The 19,474-nt window shown below is 66.8% G+C and carries 18 protein-coding genes; 9 read left to right on the forward strand and 9 right to left on the reverse strand.

Translation table 11 applies throughout. From position 1 onward, the window contains the following. Positions 1–92: 92 nt before the first annotated feature. On the forward strand, positions 93–650 hold the full coding sequence (locus ACO06P_RS06380; RefSeq protein ID WP_420349169.1) for a copper chaperone PCu(A)C: 558 nt from the start codon (positions 93–95) through the stop codon (positions 648–650). On the opposite strand, the gene ACO06P_RS06385 is transcribed toward ACO06P_RS06380, so the two are convergent. Both ACO06P_RS06385 and ACO06P_RS06390 read right to left on the reverse strand, forming a co-directional pair. Next, on the reverse strand, positions 647–1,513 hold the full coding sequence (locus ACO06P_RS06385; RefSeq protein WP_420349170.1) for a 3-keto-5-aminohexanoate cleavage protein: 867 nt from the start codon (positions 1,511–1,513) through the stop codon (positions 647–649). The two genes, ACO06P_RS06380 and ACO06P_RS06385, sit on opposite strands and share 4 nt — an antisense overlap. Continuing rightward, positions 1,510–2,865 carry an aspartate aminotransferase family protein gene (locus ACO06P_RS06390; protein ID WP_420349171.1) on the reverse strand — a complete coding sequence of 452 codons (1,356 nt, stop codon included), beginning with the start codon at positions 2,863–2,865 and terminating at the stop codon, positions 1,510–1,512. The genes ACO06P_RS06385 and ACO06P_RS06390 overlap by 4 nt, the downstream gene beginning before the upstream one ends. A gap of 296 nt (positions 2,866–3,161) precedes the next feature. On the opposite strand from ACO06P_RS06390, the gene ACO06P_RS06395 reads away from it, so the two are divergent. Together ACO06P_RS06395 and ACO06P_RS06400 are read left to right on the forward strand one after the other, a co-directional pair. Then, a complete protein-coding gene (locus ACO06P_RS06395) occupies positions 3,162–3,677 on the forward strand; it encodes an adenine phosphoribosyltransferase (RefSeq protein WP_420349172.1) in 516 nt (171 codons plus the stop codon). 200 nt (positions 3,678–3,877) lie between these two features. Next, on the forward strand, positions 3,878–6,064 hold the full coding sequence (locus ACO06P_RS06400) for a PAS-domain containing protein (protein ID WP_420349173.1): 2,187 nt from the start codon (positions 3,878–3,880) through the stop codon (positions 6,062–6,064). Between the two features lie 14 nt (positions 6,065–6,078). Here the strand turns inward: ACO06P_RS06400 and ACO06P_RS06405 are convergent, their stop codons facing one another. Both ACO06P_RS06405 and ACO06P_RS06410 read right to left on the reverse strand, forming a co-directional pair. Beyond that, positions 6,079–7,326, reverse strand: coding sequence for an amidase (locus ACO06P_RS06405; protein WP_420349174.1), 1,248 nt, complete (start codon positions 7,324–7,326; stop codon positions 6,079–6,081). 193 nt (positions 7,327–7,519) lie between these two features. Then, positions 7,520–7,837 (reverse strand): hypothetical protein, encoded by a 318-nt coding sequence (locus ACO06P_RS06410; RefSeq protein WP_420349175.1) that lies wholly within the window; start codon positions 7,835–7,837, stop codon positions 7,520–7,522. Between the two features lie 240 nt (positions 7,838–8,077). Between ACO06P_RS06410 and ACO06P_RS06415 the strand changes: the two genes are divergently transcribed. Next, entirely contained in the window at positions 8,078–9,490 is a 1,413-nt protein-coding gene (locus ACO06P_RS06415) for an amidase (RefSeq protein ID WP_420349176.1), read from the forward strand. A gap of 4 nt (positions 9,491–9,494) precedes the next feature. Here the strand turns inward: ACO06P_RS06415 and ACO06P_RS06420 are convergent, their stop codons facing one another. From ACO06P_RS06420 to ACO06P_RS06440, 5 genes are all read right to left on the reverse strand, one after another. Continuing rightward, on the reverse strand, positions 9,495–10,064 hold the full coding sequence (locus tag ACO06P_RS06420) for a retropepsin-like aspartic protease family protein (protein WP_420349177.1): 570 nt from the start codon (positions 10,062–10,064) through the stop codon (positions 9,495–9,497). Between the two features lie 213 nt (positions 10,065–10,277). After that, positions 10,278–11,075 carry an SDR family NAD(P)-dependent oxidoreductase gene (locus tag ACO06P_RS06425; protein ID WP_420349178.1) on the reverse strand — a complete coding sequence of 266 codons (798 nt, stop codon included), beginning with the start codon at positions 11,073–11,075 and terminating at the stop codon, positions 10,278–10,280. Positions 11,076–11,085: 10 nt separating this feature from the next. Further along, positions 11,086–11,649 (reverse strand): 6-phospho-3-hexuloisomerase, encoded by a 564-nt coding sequence (locus ACO06P_RS06430; RefSeq protein WP_420349179.1) that lies wholly within the window; start codon positions 11,647–11,649, stop codon positions 11,086–11,088. 40 nt (positions 11,650–11,689) lie between these two features. Next, positions 11,690–13,048: an iron-containing alcohol dehydrogenase gene (locus tag ACO06P_RS06435; RefSeq protein ID WP_420349180.1), complete on the reverse strand. Its 1,359-nt coding sequence runs from the start codon at positions 13,046–13,048 to the stop codon at positions 11,690–11,692. A 48-nt stretch (positions 13,049–13,096) separates the two neighbouring features. Next, complete coding sequence (locus tag ACO06P_RS06440; protein WP_420349181.1) at positions 13,097–14,179, reverse strand: ABC transporter ATP-binding protein; 1,083 nt, start codon at positions 14,177–14,179, stop codon at positions 13,097–13,099. Between the two features lie 198 nt (positions 14,180–14,377). Here ACO06P_RS06440 and ACO06P_RS06445 point away from each other — a divergent pair, with 198 nt between their 5' ends. The 5 genes from ACO06P_RS06445 (at position 14,378) to ACO06P_RS06465 (ending at position 19,442) form a co-directional block, all read left to right on the forward strand. Next, positions 14,378–15,736 (forward strand): ABC transporter substrate-binding protein, encoded by a 1,359-nt coding sequence (locus ACO06P_RS06445; protein WP_420349182.1) that lies wholly within the window; start codon positions 14,378–14,380, stop codon positions 15,734–15,736. Between the two features lie 199 nt (positions 15,737–15,935). Continuing rightward, complete coding sequence (locus ACO06P_RS06450; protein ID WP_420349183.1) at positions 15,936–16,820, forward strand: carbohydrate ABC transporter permease; 885 nt, start codon at positions 15,936–15,938, stop codon at positions 16,818–16,820. After that, positions 16,817–17,632, forward strand: a complete 816-nt coding sequence (locus ACO06P_RS06455; RefSeq protein ID WP_420349184.1) for a carbohydrate ABC transporter permease — start codon at positions 16,817–16,819, stop codon at positions 17,630–17,632. The genes ACO06P_RS06450 and ACO06P_RS06455 overlap by 4 nt, the downstream gene beginning before the upstream one ends. A 5-nt stretch (positions 17,633–17,637) precedes the next feature. Further along, positions 17,638–18,429, forward strand: coding sequence for an HAD family hydrolase (locus tag ACO06P_RS06460; protein ID WP_420349185.1), 792 nt, complete (start codon positions 17,638–17,640; stop codon positions 18,427–18,429). A 14-nt stretch (positions 18,430–18,443) separates the two neighbouring features. Then, positions 18,444–19,442 carry a sugar-binding transcriptional regulator gene (locus ACO06P_RS06465; RefSeq protein WP_420349186.1) on the forward strand — a complete coding sequence of 333 codons (999 nt, stop codon included), beginning with the start codon at positions 18,444–18,446 and terminating at the stop codon, positions 19,440–19,442. The last annotated feature ends 32 nt before the right edge of the window (positions 19,443–19,474 follow it).

A 19,474-nucleotide genomic window follows, 5' to 3' on the forward strand; every position in this document is an offset into this window, starting at 1 on the left:
CAGCACAGTTCGTTCTCACTGCCCGGCCGCGACATCGCTGCCCGGGCTGCCGGCGGAATGCCGGCCCCCTTGTTTCAGGAGACACCTGACCCATGAAAACCGCAGCCTTCTCGATGCCTGCCCATGCCATCTGTGCCGCCATCATCGCCGCAAGCGTCCTGCTCGGCGGCCCCCTGCCCGCCCATGCAAAGGACTTCAAGGTCGGCGATCTTATGGTTGACCAGCCCTGGGCCCGCGCCACGCCCGGCCAGGCCAGGAACGGCGCCGCCTATATGACCATCCACAACAGCGGCGCTGCCGGCGACCGCCTTGTCTCCGCCAGCGCCGAGGTGTCCCAACGCGTCGAGCTGCATAATCACATCAACACGGACGGTGTGATGCAGATGCGCGAAGTCGAAGCCATCGAGGTTCCGACCTCCGGCATGACCGAGCTCAAGCCGGGCAGCTTTCACGTCATGTTCATGGGCCTGAGCGCACCGCTGAAGGAAGGCGACAGCTTCCCCCTGACGCTTACCTTCGAACAGGCTGGCGACGTCACCGTTACCGTGGACGTGCAGAGCGTCGGCAGCATGGGCGGCATGGAGAAGATGGACCACGGATCCATGGACCATGGCGGCATGAAGCACGGCGAGGGCGCAAAGACCAACTAGCCGCCTACAGTCTCTCCCCGCATCAGGCGGCGCGCGGCGTCGGCATCGGCCAATGGCCGACCGATGATCCGCGCCGCCGCGGCCGCGGCGGCCACCAGGTCAGCGTTGTCTGCGGCCAGCGCGCCGTCGGGTCGGTAGAGGTTGTTCTCAAAACCAACCCTCGCATGGCCGCCCAAAGCGGCGGCGGTCGTCACACAGGCATTCTCCTTGGGGCCGAAAGCACAGACCGCCCAGGGCAGGTCGGCGATCTCAGGCGCCGCCTGCCTGGCGGCCATGAAAGGCAGCAGGTCGGCCGGCTGCGAACGCTGGCCCGGCGTGTAGCGACCGAGAACGAAAAGCAGGAAGGCCGGGCTGCCGGGTATCACGCCCGCAGCCCTCAGCGCGGCAAAGCGCGTGACGTCCGCCGCGTCGTAGAGGATGTACTGCGGCAGGATACCGGCCTCTGCCAGCCAGGCCAGAAAAGGTCTTGCTTCAGCCTCGCCGGCCGCATCGGGAACGATTTCGCGCACCGCCAGGCTGACCGCCTCCGGCTGCAGGGCGCGCACCATGGCCATCTGCTGTTCAGGGGTGTAGATCCCGACAGCCTCGCTGGTGACCTGAATGACCAGGGCCTCGCCGACCGCCTCCCGCACCGCGGCGATGGCATCGCGGTAAGCCGCGGGGTCCAGGCTGTGCTTTTCCTCCGCATCGCGGACGTGCAGATGAATCATCGCCGCCCCGGCCTCGAGCGCCGCCGCCGCGGTCTCGGCGATCTCCATGGGCCGAATGGGAAGCGCCGGGTGATCCTTGCGGGTCTTGCGTGCGCCGTTCGGCGCCACGGTCAGAATCAGCGGCGCCCAGTCGGCAACCGCGGAAACGCTCACGCCTGCCCCACGGTCTGCGCGGCCGGCGTCTCGTCGAGGGCGCCATCAACGGCGCGGCCCAGCTTGTCGACCAGTTCTTCCAGGTGTTCGGCCGTGACGATAAACGGCGGCGCCAGCAGTATGTGGTCGCCACGACGCCCGTCCGCCGTCCCGCCGCCGGGGTAGCAGACCAGCCCCTCGGCCATGGCCCGCTTCTTGATCCTGGCGCTCAGCTTGAGCGTCGGGTCGAAGGGCTCCTTGCTGGCGCGGTCGGCGACCAGTTCCAGGCCGATGAAGAGGCCGCGGCCGCGGATGTCGCCCACATGGTGGTGGTTTCCAAAGCGGTCCTCCAGCGCCGTGCGCAGGGCCGCGCCCTGGCGGCGCACGTTGTCCAGGAGATCCTCAGCCTCTATGGTCTGCTGAACGGCCAGGGCAGCGGCGCAGGCCGTGGCGTGGCCGATGTAGGTGAAACCATGTTCGAAGGCGCCGGAGCCGGCGGCAATGGTGTCGTAGACGCGCTGCGCGGCAAGGACCGCACCGATCGGCTGGTAGCCGCCGCCCAGGCCCTTTGCGCAGGTCAGGATGTCCGGGGCAATGCCGTCCTGCTCGCAGGCGTAGAGACTGCCGGTGCGCCCCATCCCGCACATCACCTCGTCGAGGATCAGCAACACACCGTGGCGATCGCAGATCTCGCGGATGCGCGCGAAGTAACCGGGCACCGGCGGCACGACGCCGGCCGTCGCGCCGACCACCGGCTCGGCGATGAAGGCGGCGACGCTCTCCGGACCGAGCCGTTGGATCTCGGCCTCCAGTTCCCCGGCGGCCCGCTCTCCGTAGGCCTCCGCCGTCTCCTCCGGGCGCTGATGGCGATAGGCATAGCAGGGCGCGATGTGACTGGCAGGCATCAGCAGCGGGTCAAAGGCGGCGCGGCGGGCGGCGTTGCCTCCTACCGCCAGGGCGCCCAGGGTGTTGCCGTGATAGCTCTGGCGCCGTGCAATGAAGCGGTGCCGCCCGAGCTGGCCGTTTTCCACGTGGAACTGGCGCGCCAGCTTCAGCGCCGTCTCGTTGGCTTCCGATCCGCCGGAAACGAAGTAGACCCGACCCAGCCCTTCCGGCGCCCGCAAGATCAGATGCTCGGCCAGCGCTTCCGAGGCTTCGGTGGTGAAGAAGGCACTGTGGGCGTAGGCGAGACGGTCGACCTGCGCCTTGATAGCCTCCACCACCGCCGGGTGGCCGTGGCCCAGGCATGAAACCGCGGCCCCCCCGGATGCATCGAGGTAGCGGCGGCCCGTTTCATCGATCAGATAAGGGCCTTCGCCGGAGACGGCGACCGGATAGGACGCCTGGGTGTGGCGCGGGAAAACGTAGCTCATGGTCCGGGACTCACCTGCGGAACGAAGCAAATGCGGCGCCGACAGTTGACACCGCTGATCGGTTGCGGGCAAGCCTCCAAGGATTGCGCCAGGCGCAGGGCTGCCCGGAGCGCCAAGCACCGCCTGGCACGCCAGGCCTTGGGGCCCGGAACGCCAAGCCTTGGGATTGCGTCCTGCGCGTTGTCTCGGCGCGGCTGGCACATTAGGATGCGCGCGCCCGCGTTCGCGGGCACGCGGGGGCAATCGACCACTTTGACAGGTCGCGCAAGAAGCAAGAGGGGGCCGCAGGCAGCATCATGAATCTGAGAGAGCACATTCGCCCGATTCCGGACTTTCCGACCCCCGGCATTCTCTTCTACGATATCTCTCCGCTGCTGGCGCACCCGGCCGCCTGGCAGGCCACGGTGGAGCGCCTTGCGGAGATCGTTGAGACGCACCAGCCCGATGTTCTGGCCGGAATCGAGTCCCGAGGCTTCCTGGTAGCCGCTCCGCTGGCGCTTAGGTTGAACCTGGGGTTCGTCATGGTCCGCAAAAAGGGCAAGCTGCCGGGCGCGACCATCCCCTACACCTACGATCTCGAGTATGGCAGCGACACCATCGAGATTCAGTCTGATGCCGTCGAGCCCGGGCAGCGGGTGTTCCTGCTGGACGATCTTCTGGCGACCGGCGGCACCATGAATGCCGCCGCACAGCTTCTGCGTTCGGCGGGCGCGGTCGTCACCGGGGCCGCCTGCATCATCGAGCTCACCTTCCTCAAGGGCCGGGACAATCTGGACATCCCGATCGACACCCTGCTGGCCTACGACAGCTAGGCGGCGGCGTCAGAGGCATACATACCTTAGGTTGATTTTCGCCTCAGCCTTTAGGATCGCTTAATCACACTGAGGTATCAGTTCAACCTCGCGCCCTCTTGCCGGCGCGCCGACTGCGCGGCCTCTGCCTGCCCGCGGCGGCGCGACGCCGATGGGGGAGCCTTGCTGTCGGGGTTGGTGCCTTAATGCCTTTTGGCGGAATGCAGTTTTCCTTCGCAACGGTGATCCTGGTCACCGCCATGGCGCCGGCCATGCTGGCCGTCATGACGCTCACCCTTGCCCGCCGCGGCGATTTCGCCCCCGCCCTCAGCTGGTGGTCCGCCGCCCTCGGCGTCGAGGCGCTGGGCCTCGCCGCCCTTGCGGCCTCAGCCTTGTACTGGCCCGACTGCGCGGTTGCCATTCACGAGGGCAGCCAGGCGGTAACCGCCTTGCTGCTGCTGGGCGGATCCCTCAGCTTCCTGGGTCACCGCATCTATCTGACCCCGCTTTTGGTGGCCATCGCGGTCGTTCTGATCGGCACCGCGATCTGCCTTGCTCATCCCGTCGTGCCCCTGCCGGTCATCCTGGCGCTTCGCCTCGGCGCCGTTGCCGCGGTGGGCGCGGCCGGATTGCTCTTCTGGCGCCGCTACCGCAGGGAGCACCGGCTGGCCTCGATCTTCTGCGCCGGACCGCTGATGGTCTTCGCAACCTACCTGCTGACCGAGTTGACGCAGCTCTTCACCGCCCCTTCCTGGGACGCCGTTCAGATTGACAGCGAGTGGCGCGTCATTCTGCACACCGGCCTGACGCTGCTCTGTATCATCTGCCTCATCGCCGCCGCCCAGGAAGCCCTGCAGAGCGCGAAGACCTCGGCCGAGCAGACCGCCGACAACAAAACGAAGCTGGTTCATGCGATCATCGAGAGCCTTCCCGTGGGTGTCTGCATCTTCGATGCCGACCTCCGGCTGGTCGTCTTCAACCGGGAACTCAGCAAGCTGCTGGGCATTCCCTATGAGCTGATGCGCAGCGGCACCACCTTCCAGGATCTCGTGCGCTTCAACGCGGCGCGGGGCGAGTACGGCAGCGTCGACGTCGAAGAAGAGATCCGACGGCGGACCGCGACCCTTCTCGAAAACCAGCAGTCGCGCATGGAGCGCCTGCGCCCGGACGGTTGCGTGCTGGAGATGCGCACGCGGCGGCTGGCCAACGGGGCCTACGTGATGGTCTACACCGACATCACGGAAACCAAGAGAATCGAAGAGGCGCTGCGCAAGAGCGAGCAGCGCTATGCACTGGCGCTGCAGGGCGCGAATGAAGGCATCTGGGAATGGGGCGACGAAATCAACGGCATCTACGTTTCCCGCCGCCTGCGCGAAATCACCGGCATCTCCGGTTTCGGTCCCACGATCCCCTCTGCGGAGTGGTTCGAGCGGGTGCATCCCGAAGACCTGCAGACCGTGCGCCGGCTGATCCGCGAACACCTGCGCGGCGAAAGCGCGTACTACGATCACGAGTACCGCATGCGCGGCGATGACGGCCGGTACCGATGGATGCGGGCCCGGGGCCTCGGGCTGCGCGATACGGACGGGCGCGTCTACCGCATGGCCGGCTCTCTCAGCGACGTGACCCAGCGCAAGTCCGCAGAGCAGGAACTGATGAGCGCCAAGGAGGCCGCCGAGCTGGCGAACCGGACCAAGGGCGAGTTCCTGGCGACCATGAGCCACGAGCTGCGCACGCCCCTGAACGCCATCATCGGGTTCTCCGAACTCATCGACAAACAGGTTTTCGGGCCGGTGGGTCACGAGAACTACCGCGACTACATCCACAACATCCACGAAAGCGGCAGCCACCTCCTGGCCATCATCAACGACATCCTGGACGTCTCCAAGGCCGAGGCGGGAATGATCGAGCTGCACGAGGAGGAAGTGGACCTGCGCGACGTGATCGCTTCCGGGCTCAGATTGATCGGGCCCCGCGCACGCGACAACGGGGTCGCCCTCGAATCCGAGTTCAGCGCGCCCCTGGCCCTTGTCACGGCCGATCAGCGCCGGCTGAAGCAGGTTCTCATCAACCTTCTGTCCAACGCCGTGAAGTTCACGCCCGAGGGCGGTCGCGTGATCGTGCGCGCCTGGGCCACACCGGACGAGGGCGCCGGTTTCGAAGTCGTCGACGACGGCATCGGTATCGCGCCGGCCGATCAGGTCCGGGTCATGGAGCCCTTCACCCAGGTCGAATCAAGCCTCAATCGCAAGCACGAGGGGACCGGCCTGGGGCTGCCGCTGTGCCATGCGCTGATGGACGTGCACGGCGGCCACCTCACGCTGGAAAGCGAACTGGGCAAAGGAACCCGGATCGCGGCCCGGCTACCGGCCGAGCGGGTCAGCAGCAAGACCGTCAACGCCGCGTGAGGACGCCGCGGCGCTCAGAGCGCCGGCTCTTCCTCGCCGCTGCGGCAGAGGGCCTCGGCAAAGGCCAGCAGGTCCTCGTCGGCGCCATAGGGGGCAATCAGCGAGAGCCCCACCGGGCAGCCCTCGACACGGGCCAGCGGCAGGGTGACCTGCGGCAGGCGCGACAGGCCGGAGATGCTGGTCAGGCATAGAACGGCGCTGCGGTGGGCACGCAAGGCCTCGGCATCGCCGTCATCGCGCGGGGCAATGCCCGGAGCCGTCGGCAGCACCAGCAGGGCATCATCACCCAGAAGCTCGCTCAGGCGCGCGGTGAAGGCGTCCCGCAACGGCCGCGCCACCTCCGCCTGCTCTTCGGTGATGCTGTGCGCCCAGTCGAAGCGCTCCTGGATTTCAGGCCCGAAAGCGGGTTTCGTCTCCGCAATCCAGTCCCCATGGGTAGCGACGATCTCACGCGCCTGGAGGTGGCGGAAGTGCCACATCCAGTCCTCCAAACTGAGCTCTTCACCCGCCGCGAGCACCACGCTGCGCGATCCGATGCGCTGGTTCAGGCGCTCGATCAGCGGCACCAGCGCCGCCTGAACGGCCGAGGTCGCCAGCGCCAGGGCGTCTTCGGCGACCAGCAGGCGCTGCCAACGATCCACGCGGCCACCGGAGGTCCCCAGCAGCACCAGACCGACCCGCCGCAGCAGTTCGGCATCGCGGGCAAACCATCCCACCGTGTCGAAACTGGGCGCCAGGGGCATGACACCGGTCAGGGCGATGCGATCATGGCTGGGCCGCATGCCGAAGATCCCACAGTAGCTGGCGGGAATGCGCACCGAACCGCCGGTGTCGCTGCCCAGGGCCGTGTCTGTCAGACCTCCGGCAACGGCGGAGGCCGAACCGCAGGAAGAGCCGCCGGGGATGCGCCCGGGCGCATTCACGTTGGTCGGCGTACCGTAGTGATGGTTCTGGCCGTTCAGACTGAAGGCCAGTTCGTCTGTCACCGTCTTGCCGACCAGCCGGGCGCCGGCATCCAGGAGCGCGGTCACGCTCGGGGCATGCGCAGTCGCGGCCCCGTGGGTGCGCGCCCAGTCAGGGTTACCGCAGCCGGTCACATAGCCTTCGACATCGAAGATATCCTTGGCCGCAAAACTGAGTCCCGCCAACGGGCCGGACGTCGCTCCGTCGATTTCGGGCTGCGGCGCCGGAACGAAGGCCCCCAGGGCGTCCCAGGCGGGGCGGCCCTCGTCAAGGCCGGCAAAAGGATCCTGATTGTCCATGCGTTTCCCCCTCATGACCGGCGATGACCGGCGGCTCCGGCTCGCAGCGGCGGATGCTCCCGCGCGGCCACCGACTCGATACCCCAGATTAGCCGACGCGCCGGGGTAAGCCGAGCCCTCCCTTGCAAACGTCTGCGCGAGCATCTGCGCCGCGCGACGCTCCACCGCCTGATGACGCCAGGCGGGTGGCTGCCTAGGTTGCCGTCTCGTCGATCTCGGGGTCCTCGGGCTTGCGGGGACGCTCCGGGTCCTTGCGCCGGATGATGATGTCACCGTTGTCGAGCATCTCCGGCAGTTCATACTGAGGTATGCTGTCTACCAGAAGCCGAAGCGCGCGCATCATCTGCTCCAGGCCTTCCCGCGCCAGTTCGCCCGGCTCTTCACGCTCGCTCTCGTTGAGCTGCGAGTCAGCGGCGAAGGCGGTGCAGCAGGGCGCCAGAACAACACCCGCTCCAAACAGCAGGGCCGCTGCGAAAGCGGCGGGAATGAAGGCTTTTCGTGACGCGCGCATGATCGTTCTCCGCTTCAGGGGGATCGGCTTCACAACGCTTGAAGGCGGGCCCCTATTCCACCTCCATCTTAGCCTACAGGCAGAAAGTGGCCAGTTTCGGGCAAAGCCCGGTTTCGCGGCGGGAAAAGCGACCTCAGTACACGAAAAGCCCGCGTTCTCGACAGACTCTGGCCCGGCATGCGAGGAATTGCATGCCGAAGACGGCAGTTATGCGCGGGCAGGAAGGGGGCCGACCGGTCTATGGGCACCGAGATCGCAATGATGACGGCAAACGCGCTTCTGGCGGCCTACCGCTCCGCGGAGCTGTCGCCGGTGGAGGTCACCGAAGCGGTTCTCGAGCGGATCGAAACCGCCAATCCCGCGCTCAATGCCTTCAACCTGATCGACGCCGAGGGCGCCCTGACGGCAGCCCGCGAGTCGGAGGAGCGCTGGCGTCTCGGTGCGCCGCGCGGCCGCCTGGACGGCTGCCCAGCCTCAGTGAAGGACATTCTGCTGACCCAGGGCTGGCCGACCTTGCGGGGGTCCAAGGCGACCGACCCCGCGCAGGATTGGAGTGAGGATGCGCCCGCGGTCGCCCGGCTGCGGGAACACGGCGCCGTCATCTTGGGCAAGACGACGACGCCGGAATTCGGCTGGAAGGGCGTCACCGACTCGCCGGTCACCGGCATCACCCGCAATCCCTGGAACCCCGACAAGACCCCGGGCGGCTCCAGCGGCGGCGCCGCGGCGGCCCTGGCGGCCGGTATGGGCCCCCTGGCACTGGGCACCGACGGCGGCGGCTCCATCCGCATCCCGGCCGCCTTCACCGGCACCTACGGCATCAAGCCTTCCTTCGGACGGGTGCCGGCCTATCCGCTCAGCCCCTTCGGCACGGTCTCCCACGTCGGGCCGATGACCCGGAGTGTCGACGACGCAGCGCTGCTGCTGTCGGTGCTGGCCGAGCCCGACCCGCGCGACGCCTACAGCCTGCCCTACGACGCCACCGATTACATGAACGGTCTCAACGACGGCATCGAGGGGCTGAAGGTCGCCTACGCGCCGAGCCTCGGCGGTCATGCCGTGGATGCGGAGGTGGCGGCCCTGGTGGCCAAGGCCGCCTGGAGCTTTGCCGAACTGGGGGCCGAAGTGGAACTTGCCGAACCGGACTTTTCAGGCGCCGATGCCGTGTTCCGCTGCCTCTGGTATGCCGGTGCGGCAAACCTGATGCGCCGCTTCGATGCCACGGCGCAGGCGCAGATGGATCCGGGTTTCCGGGAGATCGCCGAAGAAGGCGCCCGCTACAGCCTGCTCGATTACCTGGAGGCCGTCGCCCGCCGCGAAGCCTTCATTGTCGCCGCCAACCGTTTCCACGGCGACTACGACCTGCTGCTGACGCCGGCGCTGCCGCTGCCGGCCTTCGAAGCGGGCCTGGAGGTGCCGGCGGACAGCGGCATGACCCGCTGGCCGGACTGGACGCCTTTCAGCTATCCCTTCAACCTGACGCAACAACCGGCCGCCGCCCTGCCCTGCGGTCTCACCACCCAGGGCCTGCCGGTGGCCCTGCAGATTGTCGGGCCGCGTTATGCGGATGCCTTGGTGTTGCGGGCTTCGCGCGCCTTCGAGGCGGCCCATCCCTGGCGCTTCCCAGACCTCGGTCAGACGCTTACAGCGTGAGGCGCTACCAAGTCAGGATCATCGTGTCGCCGCGGAACTCGTAGCTTTCGAAGCGCTTCAGGAAGCTCATCCCGAGCAGGGAGATCGAGCCCGGGGCTTCACCGACCGACGCGGGCAGGTCGTAGAATTCCAACTGGCCGATGCGCACCGAACGCAACTCTACCGGAGCGGCGCGGATCTCTCCATTGGCCGTGTCATAGCGCTGGCTGAAGGTCAGACGCTCTTTGGACCAGCCGATCCTCTCCGCATCCTGCGGCGTCAGGAAAATCGAGCTGGCGCCGGTGTCCACGAGAAAGCGCAGCACCTCTCCGTCCACCGTCGCATCGACCATAAAATGACCATGGGCGCCGGCCTTGAGCACGATCTCGCTACCGGCCTGGGCAACCGGATCGGGCGCTGCTGCGACCTGGGGCGCAGCCTGCCCGGCATCGCCAAGCCCGGCCATCCCATCGTTGCGGTCGACCAGCAGCACGACCACCAAACCGGTGACCATGACAGCAGCGGCCAGCCGCAGGGTATGGCCCAGCAGGCCGGTGGAAACGATCCCTTCCCCCTCTTCTCTGTAGTCTGCCATGACGGCTCCTCTCTGCCGGGGCCCTGCCCAGACCGGCCCGCGCCGGCCCCGTCATGGGGTGGCAGAATCCCGGCGGTCTCCCCCGAGAAGCGATCATCGTGGAGACGAGGGGTTAAGGCTTTTCTTATTGTCGTGGTTAAGGAAGGCACCCGGGCGCCCTTGTGGCGCTTAGAATTTTTTCTATGTTTTTCAGTGGCTTTTCCGGCCTTTCTTCTACGTAGCCGTAAAGCCGCCTTCCAGCATCACGATCGCGCCGTTCATCAGGTCGGAGGCTGGGGAGGCCATGTAGAGGGCGAGGTCGGCGACCTCCACCGGTTCGCCGAAGCGCCCCAGCGGCGTCTTGTCGAGCATCGGCTGCCCCTTGGCGGGATCGCCCCAGACCTCGCGGCCCATGGGGGTCAGGATGATCGTGGGACAGATCGCGTTCACCTGAATGTTGTGCGGGGCCCACTCCACCATCATCGACTTCGTGAGGGCGTTGAGGCCGCCCTTGGAGGTGGCATAGGCCGCATGGTCCGGAAGCGCGATGACGCCGGTCTGGGAGGAGATGTTGATGATCTTGCCGCCGCCCTGCGCGATCATGCCGGGTGCGAAGGCCTTGCCCAGCAGAAACGGTGCACGCAGGTTGATCGCCATGGTGCGGTCCCAGTCTTCGACGCTGGCGTCCAGGATCGGGGCGACCAGGGCGACCCCGGCATTGTTGACAAGGACATCGACGGAACCGAAGTAATCGAGCGCCAAGGATGCGGCCTCGCCGACCCCGTCGACACTGGCGAGGTCGGCCCTGACGCCGAGGCAGCGCCGGCCTTTGGCCTCGACCGCTTCGCAGACCGCCGCAAGTCCCGCCTGGTCGCGGCCCACGGCAACAATGTCGGCGCCGGCTTCCGCGAAGACCGTGCAGATTTCATAGCCGATGCCTTTGGTGGCGCCGGTCACCACTGCCTTTTTGCCGTCGAGCGAGAAGCGGTCGACCCAGGTCTTCCGGCGCTCGTGATCGGAGGTATCGGGCATGGCGCGCTCCCTATTCCAGGTTCGTGTGCCGGGCGCGCATGGTCTCGGCGGTTTCGCCGAGGCGGTCGCGCAGACGCAGGACCAGCAGTTCAAAGGCGATGAACTGAACGCCTTCGTAGAGCGATCCCATCGGCAGCACCGACGTTGCCGCCGGACGCCGATCATCGGCCATGGTCTGCGCCGGCAGAACCACAACCAGATCGCAGGCTTGCGGTACGGCGCCGTCAGGCTGCGCGGTGAAACAGGCGGTGCGGGCACCAGCGGCGGCGGCGGTCGCGACAAGGGCGGCGACCGTCCCGAAGTGGCCGGGCCCGGCCGAGACGAGCAGAAGATCGCCGGCGCCCAACGGCGGCGTCGTCATATCGCCCACCACATGCGCCTGAAGGCCAAGATGGAAAAGGCGCATCGCGAGCGCCCTCATCATCAGGCCTTCGCGCCCGACGCCATGCAGTGCGATCCTCTGCGCCGAGGCGATGGCATCGACAACGGATTCGGCCGCATCTTCGTCCACCGCCAGCACCGCCCCGCGAAGCTCTGCAACGCCTTGTTCGGCCAGGCTTTGCCATTGCGCCATGGGCAACTTCTCCCTCTCGTCGCTGCGTCCTCAGGGGACCCTAGGGTGCCGGCGCGGCCGCAAAGACCGCTTCGCTCGCCGCCGCCAGCAGGTCGGTCTCGGCCAGGAAGTCCAGCACCGTATAGCGCCGCCGCATGAAGCGCGCCCGCAGCACCGTTGCCTTGGTGCGCGCCGGATCGAGGCCGATCGCGTCGGCGCTGCTGGGCGCGCCTGCTGTGGCCAGCAGGCGGCGCATCTCCGCGGCGCTCAGTAACTGCGCCTTCAGCTTGGCGCGCAACGACGGCCAGACCGCAGCGATGTGGTCCAGCCGCTCAGCGTGGGCCGCACGGGACGGCAGCTTGGCCATGGTCTCGGTCAGCGCGCGCGCGGCCACCGCCGGCTCGGGAAAGGCGTCGCGAATGGCTTGTTCAATCGCCTCCGGGCCGGGCCTCGCTGCAAGGACCCGATCCCGGTCCAGAAGCGTCAGATCCTGTTCCAGCAGCCAGTCGAAAAGTCCCAGCGTCGCAAGGGACCCGATGGCCACGCAGGCTCCATGGGAGACCGGCTGCCCCTGGTGACTGAGGTTTTCCATCTCCCAGAGGTGGGCGATCTGGTGATCGGCGCCGGAGGCCGGTCGCGAAGAACCGTGAAACTCCATGGCCAGCCCGGTCACGGTCAGCCCAGCAAAGAGGCCCGCCGTCGCCGCCGCGTCGCCGGCCGCCAGAGCCGCCGGGTCGGCCAGCCAGTCGCGCAGCCGGTCCTGCACCAGGGGCCAGGCGACCGCATCCAGGGGCTCAACCTCCAGCGCGTCCGCCAGAATCCAGTCCCCGCCGGCCGGCACCTTGCCGGCAAGATCGCCATAGCCCCAGCCCGTCATCTCGGACGGAGCGGCGGCGATCACGTCGAGGTCCGCCAGGATCGCCCGCGGCGGCGCACAGGGAATGGTGTGCTTGAAGCCGTCCTCGACCAACGGCGCGCCGGCACTGGCATAGCCGTCCATGGAGGCGGCGGTGGCAACGCAGAAGAAGGGACGGCCTTCCATGAAGGCCGCATGCTTGACGAGATCGGTGATCACACCCGAACCCAGGGACACGGGCACCGCCTCCGCAGCTGCCGCCTGCCAGTGCGCCTGGATTTCGCGGGCCAGCGCAAGCGTAGGCTTCGGGCGCGGCGAGGCCGGAAGCACCAGACGCTCGACGGCGATGCCCGCTGCTTCGAGAGCGCCCGCGAGCCCTGCACCCGCCGCAGCGAAGGTGTTTTCGTCGCCGACGAGAAAAGCCCGCTGCGCCGCGAAGCTCTCCTTGAAGACCGCGCCGGCCTGCGCAAGGGCACCGCGGTCGACGACAATGCGGTCGATGTAGCGCGACCGCGCCACTGCCGGCGCCACCAGGTCTTCTAGCTGACGTTTCCACTCAGACATGCGCTTCCTTCACTCGCGCCTTCGCAGCCGGCGTCCCAGGAGCCGCACTCACGTCAGCAGGCTGCGCCCGTCCGCGCCGAAAAGGTGCAGACGTTTGGGGTCCAAAGCCAGTCCGATCTTATGCCCCGGCGACAGCGCGGTATCGCCGTCGGCCTTGATCACCAATCGGTCGCCTTCCCCGGTGCGGCTGTAAAGGTAGGTTTCGCCACCCAGGGCCTCCGTCACCTCGACATCGACATCCAGCGTGCCCGCACCGGCCTCGGTCAGGCGCAGATGTTCCGGGCGAATGCCCAGGCGCAGGGGACCGTCGTGGCCCAGCGCCAGACCCAGCGTCCGCCCGAGCGGGATCCGGACCGCGCCGTAGGTCACATGGTCGCCGTCTCCGCCGGGCACCAATGCCACCGAAAGAAAGTTCATGCTCGGGGCGCCGATGAAGCCGGCGACAAACTCGCTGGCCGGCGCGTTGTAGAGGTCCATGGGCGGGCCCACCTGCTCGACCCGCCCCTCGTTCAGCACCACGATCTTGTCGGCCATGGTCATGGCTTCCACCTGGTCGTGGGTCACGTAGATCATGGTGGCGCCGAGCTGCTCGTGTAGCGCTTCCAGTTCGACACGCATCTGCACCCGGAGCTTGGCGTCCAGGTTCGAGAGCGGTTCGTCGAAGAGAAAGACCTGGGGTTCCTTGACGATGGCGCGCCCGATGGCGACGCGCTGGCGCTGGCCGCCGGACAACTGCGCGGGCCGGCGCTCTAGCAGGTCTTCCAACTGCAGAACGCGGGCAGCCTCGGCGACCCGCGCGCTGCGCTCGGCAGCCGCGACGCCGTTGATCTTCATGCCAAATTCCATGTTGGCGCGCACCGTCATGTGCGGGTAGAGCGCATAGGACTGGAAGACCATGGCCACGCCGCGGTCCGAGGGGGCCACGTGGGTAACCTCCCGGTCGCCGATGGCGATGACCCCGGAGGAAATCGACTCGAGACCGGCAACGGAGCGCAGAAGCGTCGACTTGCCACAGCCGGAGGGCCCCACGAAGACGACGAACTCGCCATCTTCGATCTCCAGCGAAACGTCGGAGAGCGCCTGAACCGGACCATAGAACTTATCGACGTTGGCAAAGGCGACGCGCGCCACCTGCTCCTCCCCTGGCTTAAAGCCCGAGCTTCATTTCGCGGCCTTCTTGCGTGCGGCCTTCGCGCTGCGAGCCTCTGAAGTAAAGCGCGCAGACAGTCTATGGCTAGCACGCACAAAAACAATTGTAAATGATCTAAGACATTTGTATGGTGTCCTGAAAGACAACAAGGCCTGAAAACATCAAGGGAGGAAGAGGTCATGCTGAAATCGACACTGCGTGGCTTGGCGTTCGGCGCTGCAACGAGCGTGGCGCTGGGTGCCGGCCTGACGCTGGGAACCGGCCCGGCTTTCGGATGGTCGCTCGAGGAAGCCGCGAAGCCCTACGCCGGGACGACGGTCGACGTCGTCTTCCTGTTGCGGCCCGGCTACGAAGCCGCCGAAGAGATGCTGCCGGAGTTCGAGGAAGCGACCGGCATCAAGGTCAACATCATCAAGCATCCCTATGAGAACGCCCTCGGCGAGCAGGTCCGCGACTTCGTGGCTGGCGGCGATCTCGACATCGCCCTGATCGATCTGGTGTGGATCGGCAACTTCGCCGAGAACGAGTGGATCGTGCCGCTGGAGAAGTTCACTTCGAACCCGGACCTCGCCGATCCCGAGCTCGACATGGAGGACTTCTTCCCGCTGGTGCTGAACGCTTTCGGCGCCTGGAACGGCACGGTCTACGGTCTGCCCTTCGACAACTATTCCGGCCTGCTGTTCTACAACGCCTGCATGCTGAAGGAAGCCGGCTTCGACGGGCCGCCGCAAACCTGGGACGAGTTGAAGAACGTTTACGGGCCCGCCCTCACCAAGGACGGCAAGTACGCCTTCGCCCTGCAGTCCAAGCGCAACGAAACCCAGTCGGCGGACAGCTTTGCCCGCATGCTCTGGCCCTTCGGAGGCTCTTTCCTGGATGACGAGTTCAAGTCCAACCTGCTGAGCGCAGAGAGTCAGACGGGTCTCAAGTTCCGTCAGGATCTGATGCAGTACATGCCCGAAGGCATCGTCGCTTACGACCATGCCGAAACCGTCAATGCCCTGGCTCAGGGCGACGTCGCCATGATCACCGAGTGGTCGGCCTTTTACTCCACGCTGACCAGCCCGGAAACCTCCAAGCTGGGCGACTGCTTCGGCGTGGCGCCGGAGCCCAAGGGCCCGGCCGGGCGCAAGCCGGCGCTGGGCGGCTTCTCCCTGGCGGTGGCGAGCCAGGCCGACGAGAACGAGCAGGCCGCGGCCTATCTCTTCATCCAGTGGGTGACCTCCAAGGCCAACGCCAAGCGCTACCTGGAGCTGGGCGGCGTGCCGGCGCGCCAGAGCGTCTACAAGCTGCCGGGCGTTGCCGAGCAGTACCAGTACGTCGATGCCCTGGTGGAGTCCTGGCAGGACGGCGTGCCGGAGTTCCGCCCGCGCTTCGCCGAATGGCCGGAGATCACCGAGATCGTCCAGGAATGGGGGACCAGGATCATGCTGGGTGAAGTCAGCATCGAGGAAGGGGCCGAAGAACTCGGCAAGCGCATGGAAGCCGTGCTCGAGGACGCCGGCTACTACAGCGGCGAGAAACCGCTGGCCCAATAAGCGCAACCTCCAAGCTCAACCTCCCTGGGGGAAAGGGGGACGCCCGATACCTGCGTCCCCCTTTCCTTTTCTTCCCGTGAGCGCTGAAGACAAAGCTTCTGCTACAGTTCCTCCCACAGTCCCGAGTCCCGGCGGGGTCGGGGACGGGCAGTTGCATGGCCGGGAACGACAGCCGGCGCAGCGTTATGAGAGGGGAACCGTGAAAACGGGCGGTGTCAGCCGACTGACGATCTTCGGCTTTCTCGGCCCCGCCGTGCTGAGCCTGGTGTTGATCGGCATCGTCCCGCTGGCCTTTGCGATCTACACCTCGCTGCACAAGTACCAGCTCACCAACCTGCGGCGCACGCCCTTCCTCGGGCTGGAGAACTACCAGACCGTTCTCAGCGACCCTGTGTTCTGGGACGCCATGCAGCGCACCATGACCTTGCTGGTGATCGTGCTGCCGCTGCAGTTGATCCTCGGGATGGGCATCGCACTGCTCCTGCACCGCCCCGGCCTTGGCTTTCTGAAAACGCTCACCCGGCTTTCGCTGGTGGTGCCCATGGCAACCACCTACGCCGTGGTCGGCCTGCTCGGCCAGATCATGTTCAATCTCAAGTACGGTGTGGTGAACCAGCTGATCGGCTTCCTCGGCTTCGACCCGGTGAACTGGCTCGGCAATCCAACCAACGCCTTCATCGCCATCGCCTTCTGGGACGTCTGGCAGTGGACGCCGTTCTGCGCGCTGGTGCTGCTGGCCGGCCTCACCACGGTGCCGGGAGAGATCGAGGAAGCCGCGCGCCTGGAAACCAAGAAGTGGTGGGTCGTGCTGCGCCATGTCCAGCTGCCCTTCCTCATTCCCGGCCTCACGGCGATCCTGATCCTGCGCACCGCCGACACTCTGAAACTCTTCGACATGGTCTTCACCATGACCCGCGGCGGACCCGGCTCCTCCACCGAGCTGATCAGCCTGCTGATCCAGCGCGTCGGCTTCCGGGTCTTCGACCAGGGTCTTGCCTCGGCCCAGGCGATCATCCTGCTGATCATCACCATCGTCCTCAGCCAGCTCTACATCCGCCTGATCTACCGCGAGGTGCAGCAATGACCACCCGCAGCCTCATCGCCCAGGCGCTGCTGCTCATCGCCATCGTCCTCTGCTGCCTTTTTCCCTTCTACTGGATGGTCACCACCAGCCTGAAGGATCAGGTGGTCGCCCTCGCCTCGCCACCGGTCTGGACCTTTACCCCCACCCTCGCCAACTACGTCGAGGTGCTGTTCGAGGACAAGGTGGGGGCGAGCCTCATCAACTCCCTCATCGTCGCGGTCTGCACCACCGTGCTCGCGCTTGTGCTCGGCGCACCGGCAGCCTATGCGCTCGCCCGCTTCGAGTTCCGCGGCAAGCGCGACCTCTGGTTCTGGTTCATCACCAACCGCATGGTCAGCCCCATCGTCCTCGCGCTGCCGTTCTTCCTGATCGTCAAATTCTTCGGACTGCTCGATACCCACATCGTGCTGATCCTGATCTACCTGACCTTCAACCTGCCCATCGTGATCTGGATCTGCACCGACCAGTTCCGCTCCATCCCGCGCGAGCTGGACGAAGCCGCGGTTCTCGAGGGCGCCAGCCAGTTCCGCATCTTCCGCTCCATCTGCCTGCCCCTGGCGGCGCCCGGCGTCGCGGTCTCGGCGATCTTCTCCTTCATCTTCTCCTGGAACGAGCTGATGTTCGCGCTCGTGCTCACCCGCACCGCAGCCAAGACGGCGCCCGCGATCGCCGTCGGCTTCATGGAGGGTTACAACCTGCCCTACGGCAAGATCATGGCGACCAGCACGCTGATCGTGATCCCGGTCATCATCTTCGCACTGATCGCCTCCAAGCAGCTCGTGCGCGGGCTGACCATGGGCGCAGTGAAGTAGCGGCCATGCGTCCCCTGGCGGAGTTCCCGGCGGAAGCGCGCCGCGCCCTGCGCTTCTTGCTCACCGACATCGACGATACGGTGACCGACGAGGGGCGCCTGCCGGCGGCGAGCCTTGCCGCGATGGAACGGCTCTCCGCCGCCGGTCTCAAGGTCATCCCGGTGACCGGCCGCCCGGCCGGCTGGTGCGACCACATCGCCCGCATGTGGCCGGTGGATGCCGTGGTCGGGGAGAACGGGGCCCTCTACTTCTCCTACGACCGCAGCGAACGGCGCATGCACCAAGGCTTTGCCAAGTCCGCCGAGGAACGCGCCGCCGACCGCCGCCGGCTGGAAGAGCTGCGTCAGCGGATTTTGGAGACGGTGCCAGGCAGCGGCATCGCCTCCGACCAGGACTACCGCCTCGCCGATCTGGCCATCGACTTCTGCGAAGACGTCGCGCCCCTTCCGGACCACGCGGTGGCACAGATCGTGCGTCTTTTCGAGGAGGCAGGGGCCACCGCCAAAGTCAGCTCCATCCATGTAAACGGCTGGTTCGGGCAGTACGACAAGCTGACCATGACGCGGCGCTGCCTGTCCGAGCGCTTCGATCTCGACCTTGACGCGGCCAACGCGGAGATCGTCTTCGCCGGGGACTCCCCCAACGACCAGCCCATGTTCGCCGTCTTCGAGCATTCCGTGGGGGTCGCCAACGTGCGCGACTTCGCCTTGGAAGCGCCGCCGCGATGGGTTACCCAGGGCCGCAGCGCCGCCGGCTTCCAGGAGCTGGCGGACGCGATCCTGGACGCGCGCGGATAGAGGGAACGATGGCCGTGGCACGAGCATCGAAGACGCTGCAGATCGACGAGGAGGAACGCTTCCTCACCCGCGTCGCCTGGTTCTACCACGTCGAGGGCCTGACCCAGGGGGCGGTGGCCGAACGCCTGGGCGTCACCCGCCTGCGCGTGAACAAGGCCCTGGCCGACGCCCGCCGCCTGGGCATCGTGCGGATCTCCATCAACTCGGCCTTCGCCAGCAGTGTCGACCTGGACGCCCGCCTGCGCGAGCGCTTCGGCCTCGCCGAGGCCTACATCGTCCCCAGTCCCGCAGACCCCGGCAACGTGCAGACCATCGTCGGCACCGCGCTCGGCCATCACCTGACGCGCCTCCTGGCCGATCCGGCGATCACGCTCTTCGGCATGTCCTGGGGCAACACCCTGAACCTGGCGACCCGCTTCATGGAGCCGGTGCACCGCCCGGATCTGGAGATCGTCTCCATGATGGGCGGCATGACCAAGGGCTCCGACATCAATACTTTTGAAGTCACCACGCGCCTCGCCGACCTCTGTGCCGCACAGCACAGCTACTTCACGGCGCCGCTCTATGCCGGTTCGAAGGAGAGCCGCGACACGCTGATGGGCCTCGACGTCTTCCGCGCGGTGCTGGACAAGATCCGCCGAGTCGACGCCGTCACCATGGCGGCCGGCGACACCAGCAAGCAATCGATCCTGGTGAAGGACGGCCTGCCCAGCGACATCACGGTGGAGGAACTGATCGAAGCCGGCGCTGTCGGGGACATCCTGGGCCAGTTCCTCGATGCCGAGGGCCGGCTGGTCGACCATCCCATCAACGACCGGGTGATCGGCGTGGGGCTCGGCGACCTCTTCGAGATGAACTCGGTCATCCTCGCTGCCGGGGGCGCGAACAAGGTGCCGATCCTGACGGCGGCACTGGGCACCGGGGCAGTGGACGTTTTCATCTCCGACGAAGATACGGCCCAGGCCGTTCTCGCCGCCGCCGGCGAACGCCCCCAGGGCAAGGCGCGCGCATAAACACTAAAGAAGAACAGATCACCTGAGGGAGA

The sequence above is a fragment of the Pelagibius sp. genome (genome assembly GCF_965227505.1).
Lineage (GTDB): Bacteria > Pseudomonadota > Alphaproteobacteria > Kiloniellales > Kiloniellaceae > Pelagibius.

Bases quoted from the DNA above. Each gene is read 5' to 3' on its own strand.
- ACO06P_RS06410 (WP_420349175.1), bottom strand. From the start codon at position 7,837: ATGCGCGCGTCACGAAAAGCCTTCATTCCCGCCGCTTTCGCAGCGGCC.
- ACO06P_RS06435 (WP_420349180.1), bottom strand. From the start codon at position 13,048: ATGTCTGAGTGGAAACGTCAGCTAGAAGACCTGGTGGCGCCGGCAGTG.
- ACO06P_RS06425 (WP_420349178.1), bottom strand. From the start codon at position 11,075: ATGCCCGATACCTCCGATCACGAGCGCCGGAAGACCTGGGTCGACCGC.
- ACO06P_RS06400 (WP_420349173.1), top strand. From the start codon at position 3,878: ATGCAGTTTTCCTTCGCAACGGTGATCCTGGTCACCGCCATGGCGCCG.
- ACO06P_RS06445 (WP_420349182.1), top strand. From the start codon at position 14,378: ATGCTGAAATCGACACTGCGTGGCTTGGCGTTCGGCGCTGCAACGAGC.
- ACO06P_RS06460 (WP_420349185.1), top strand. From the start codon at position 17,638: ATGCGTCCCCTGGCGGAGTTCCCGGCGGAAGCGCGCCGCGCCCTGCGC.
- ACO06P_RS06405 (WP_420349174.1), bottom strand. From the start codon at position 7,326: ATGGACAATCAGGATCCTTTTGCCGGCCTTGACGAGGGCCGCCCCGCC.
- ACO06P_RS06420 (WP_420349177.1), bottom strand. From the start codon at position 10,064: ATGGCAGACTACAGAGAAGAGGGGGAAGGGATCGTTTCCACCGGCCTG.
- ACO06P_RS06430 (WP_420349179.1), bottom strand. From the start codon at position 11,649: ATGGCGCAATGGCAAAGCCTGGCCGAACAAGGCGTTGCAGAGCTTCGC.
- ACO06P_RS06415 (WP_420349176.1), top strand. From the start codon at position 8,078: ATGGGCACCGAGATCGCAATGATGACGGCAAACGCGCTTCTGGCGGCC.
- ACO06P_RS06455 (WP_420349184.1), top strand. From the start codon at position 16,817: ATGACCACCCGCAGCCTCATCGCCCAGGCGCTGCTGCTCATCGCCATC.
- ACO06P_RS06390 (WP_420349171.1), bottom strand. From the start codon at position 2,865: ATGAGCTACGTTTTCCCGCGCCACACCCAGGCGTCCTATCCGGTCGCC.
- ACO06P_RS06395 (WP_420349172.1), top strand. From the start codon at position 3,162: ATGAATCTGAGAGAGCACATTCGCCCGATTCCGGACTTTCCGACCCCC.
- ACO06P_RS06380 (WP_420349169.1), top strand. From the start codon at position 93: ATGAAAACCGCAGCCTTCTCGATGCCTGCCCATGCCATCTGTGCCGCC.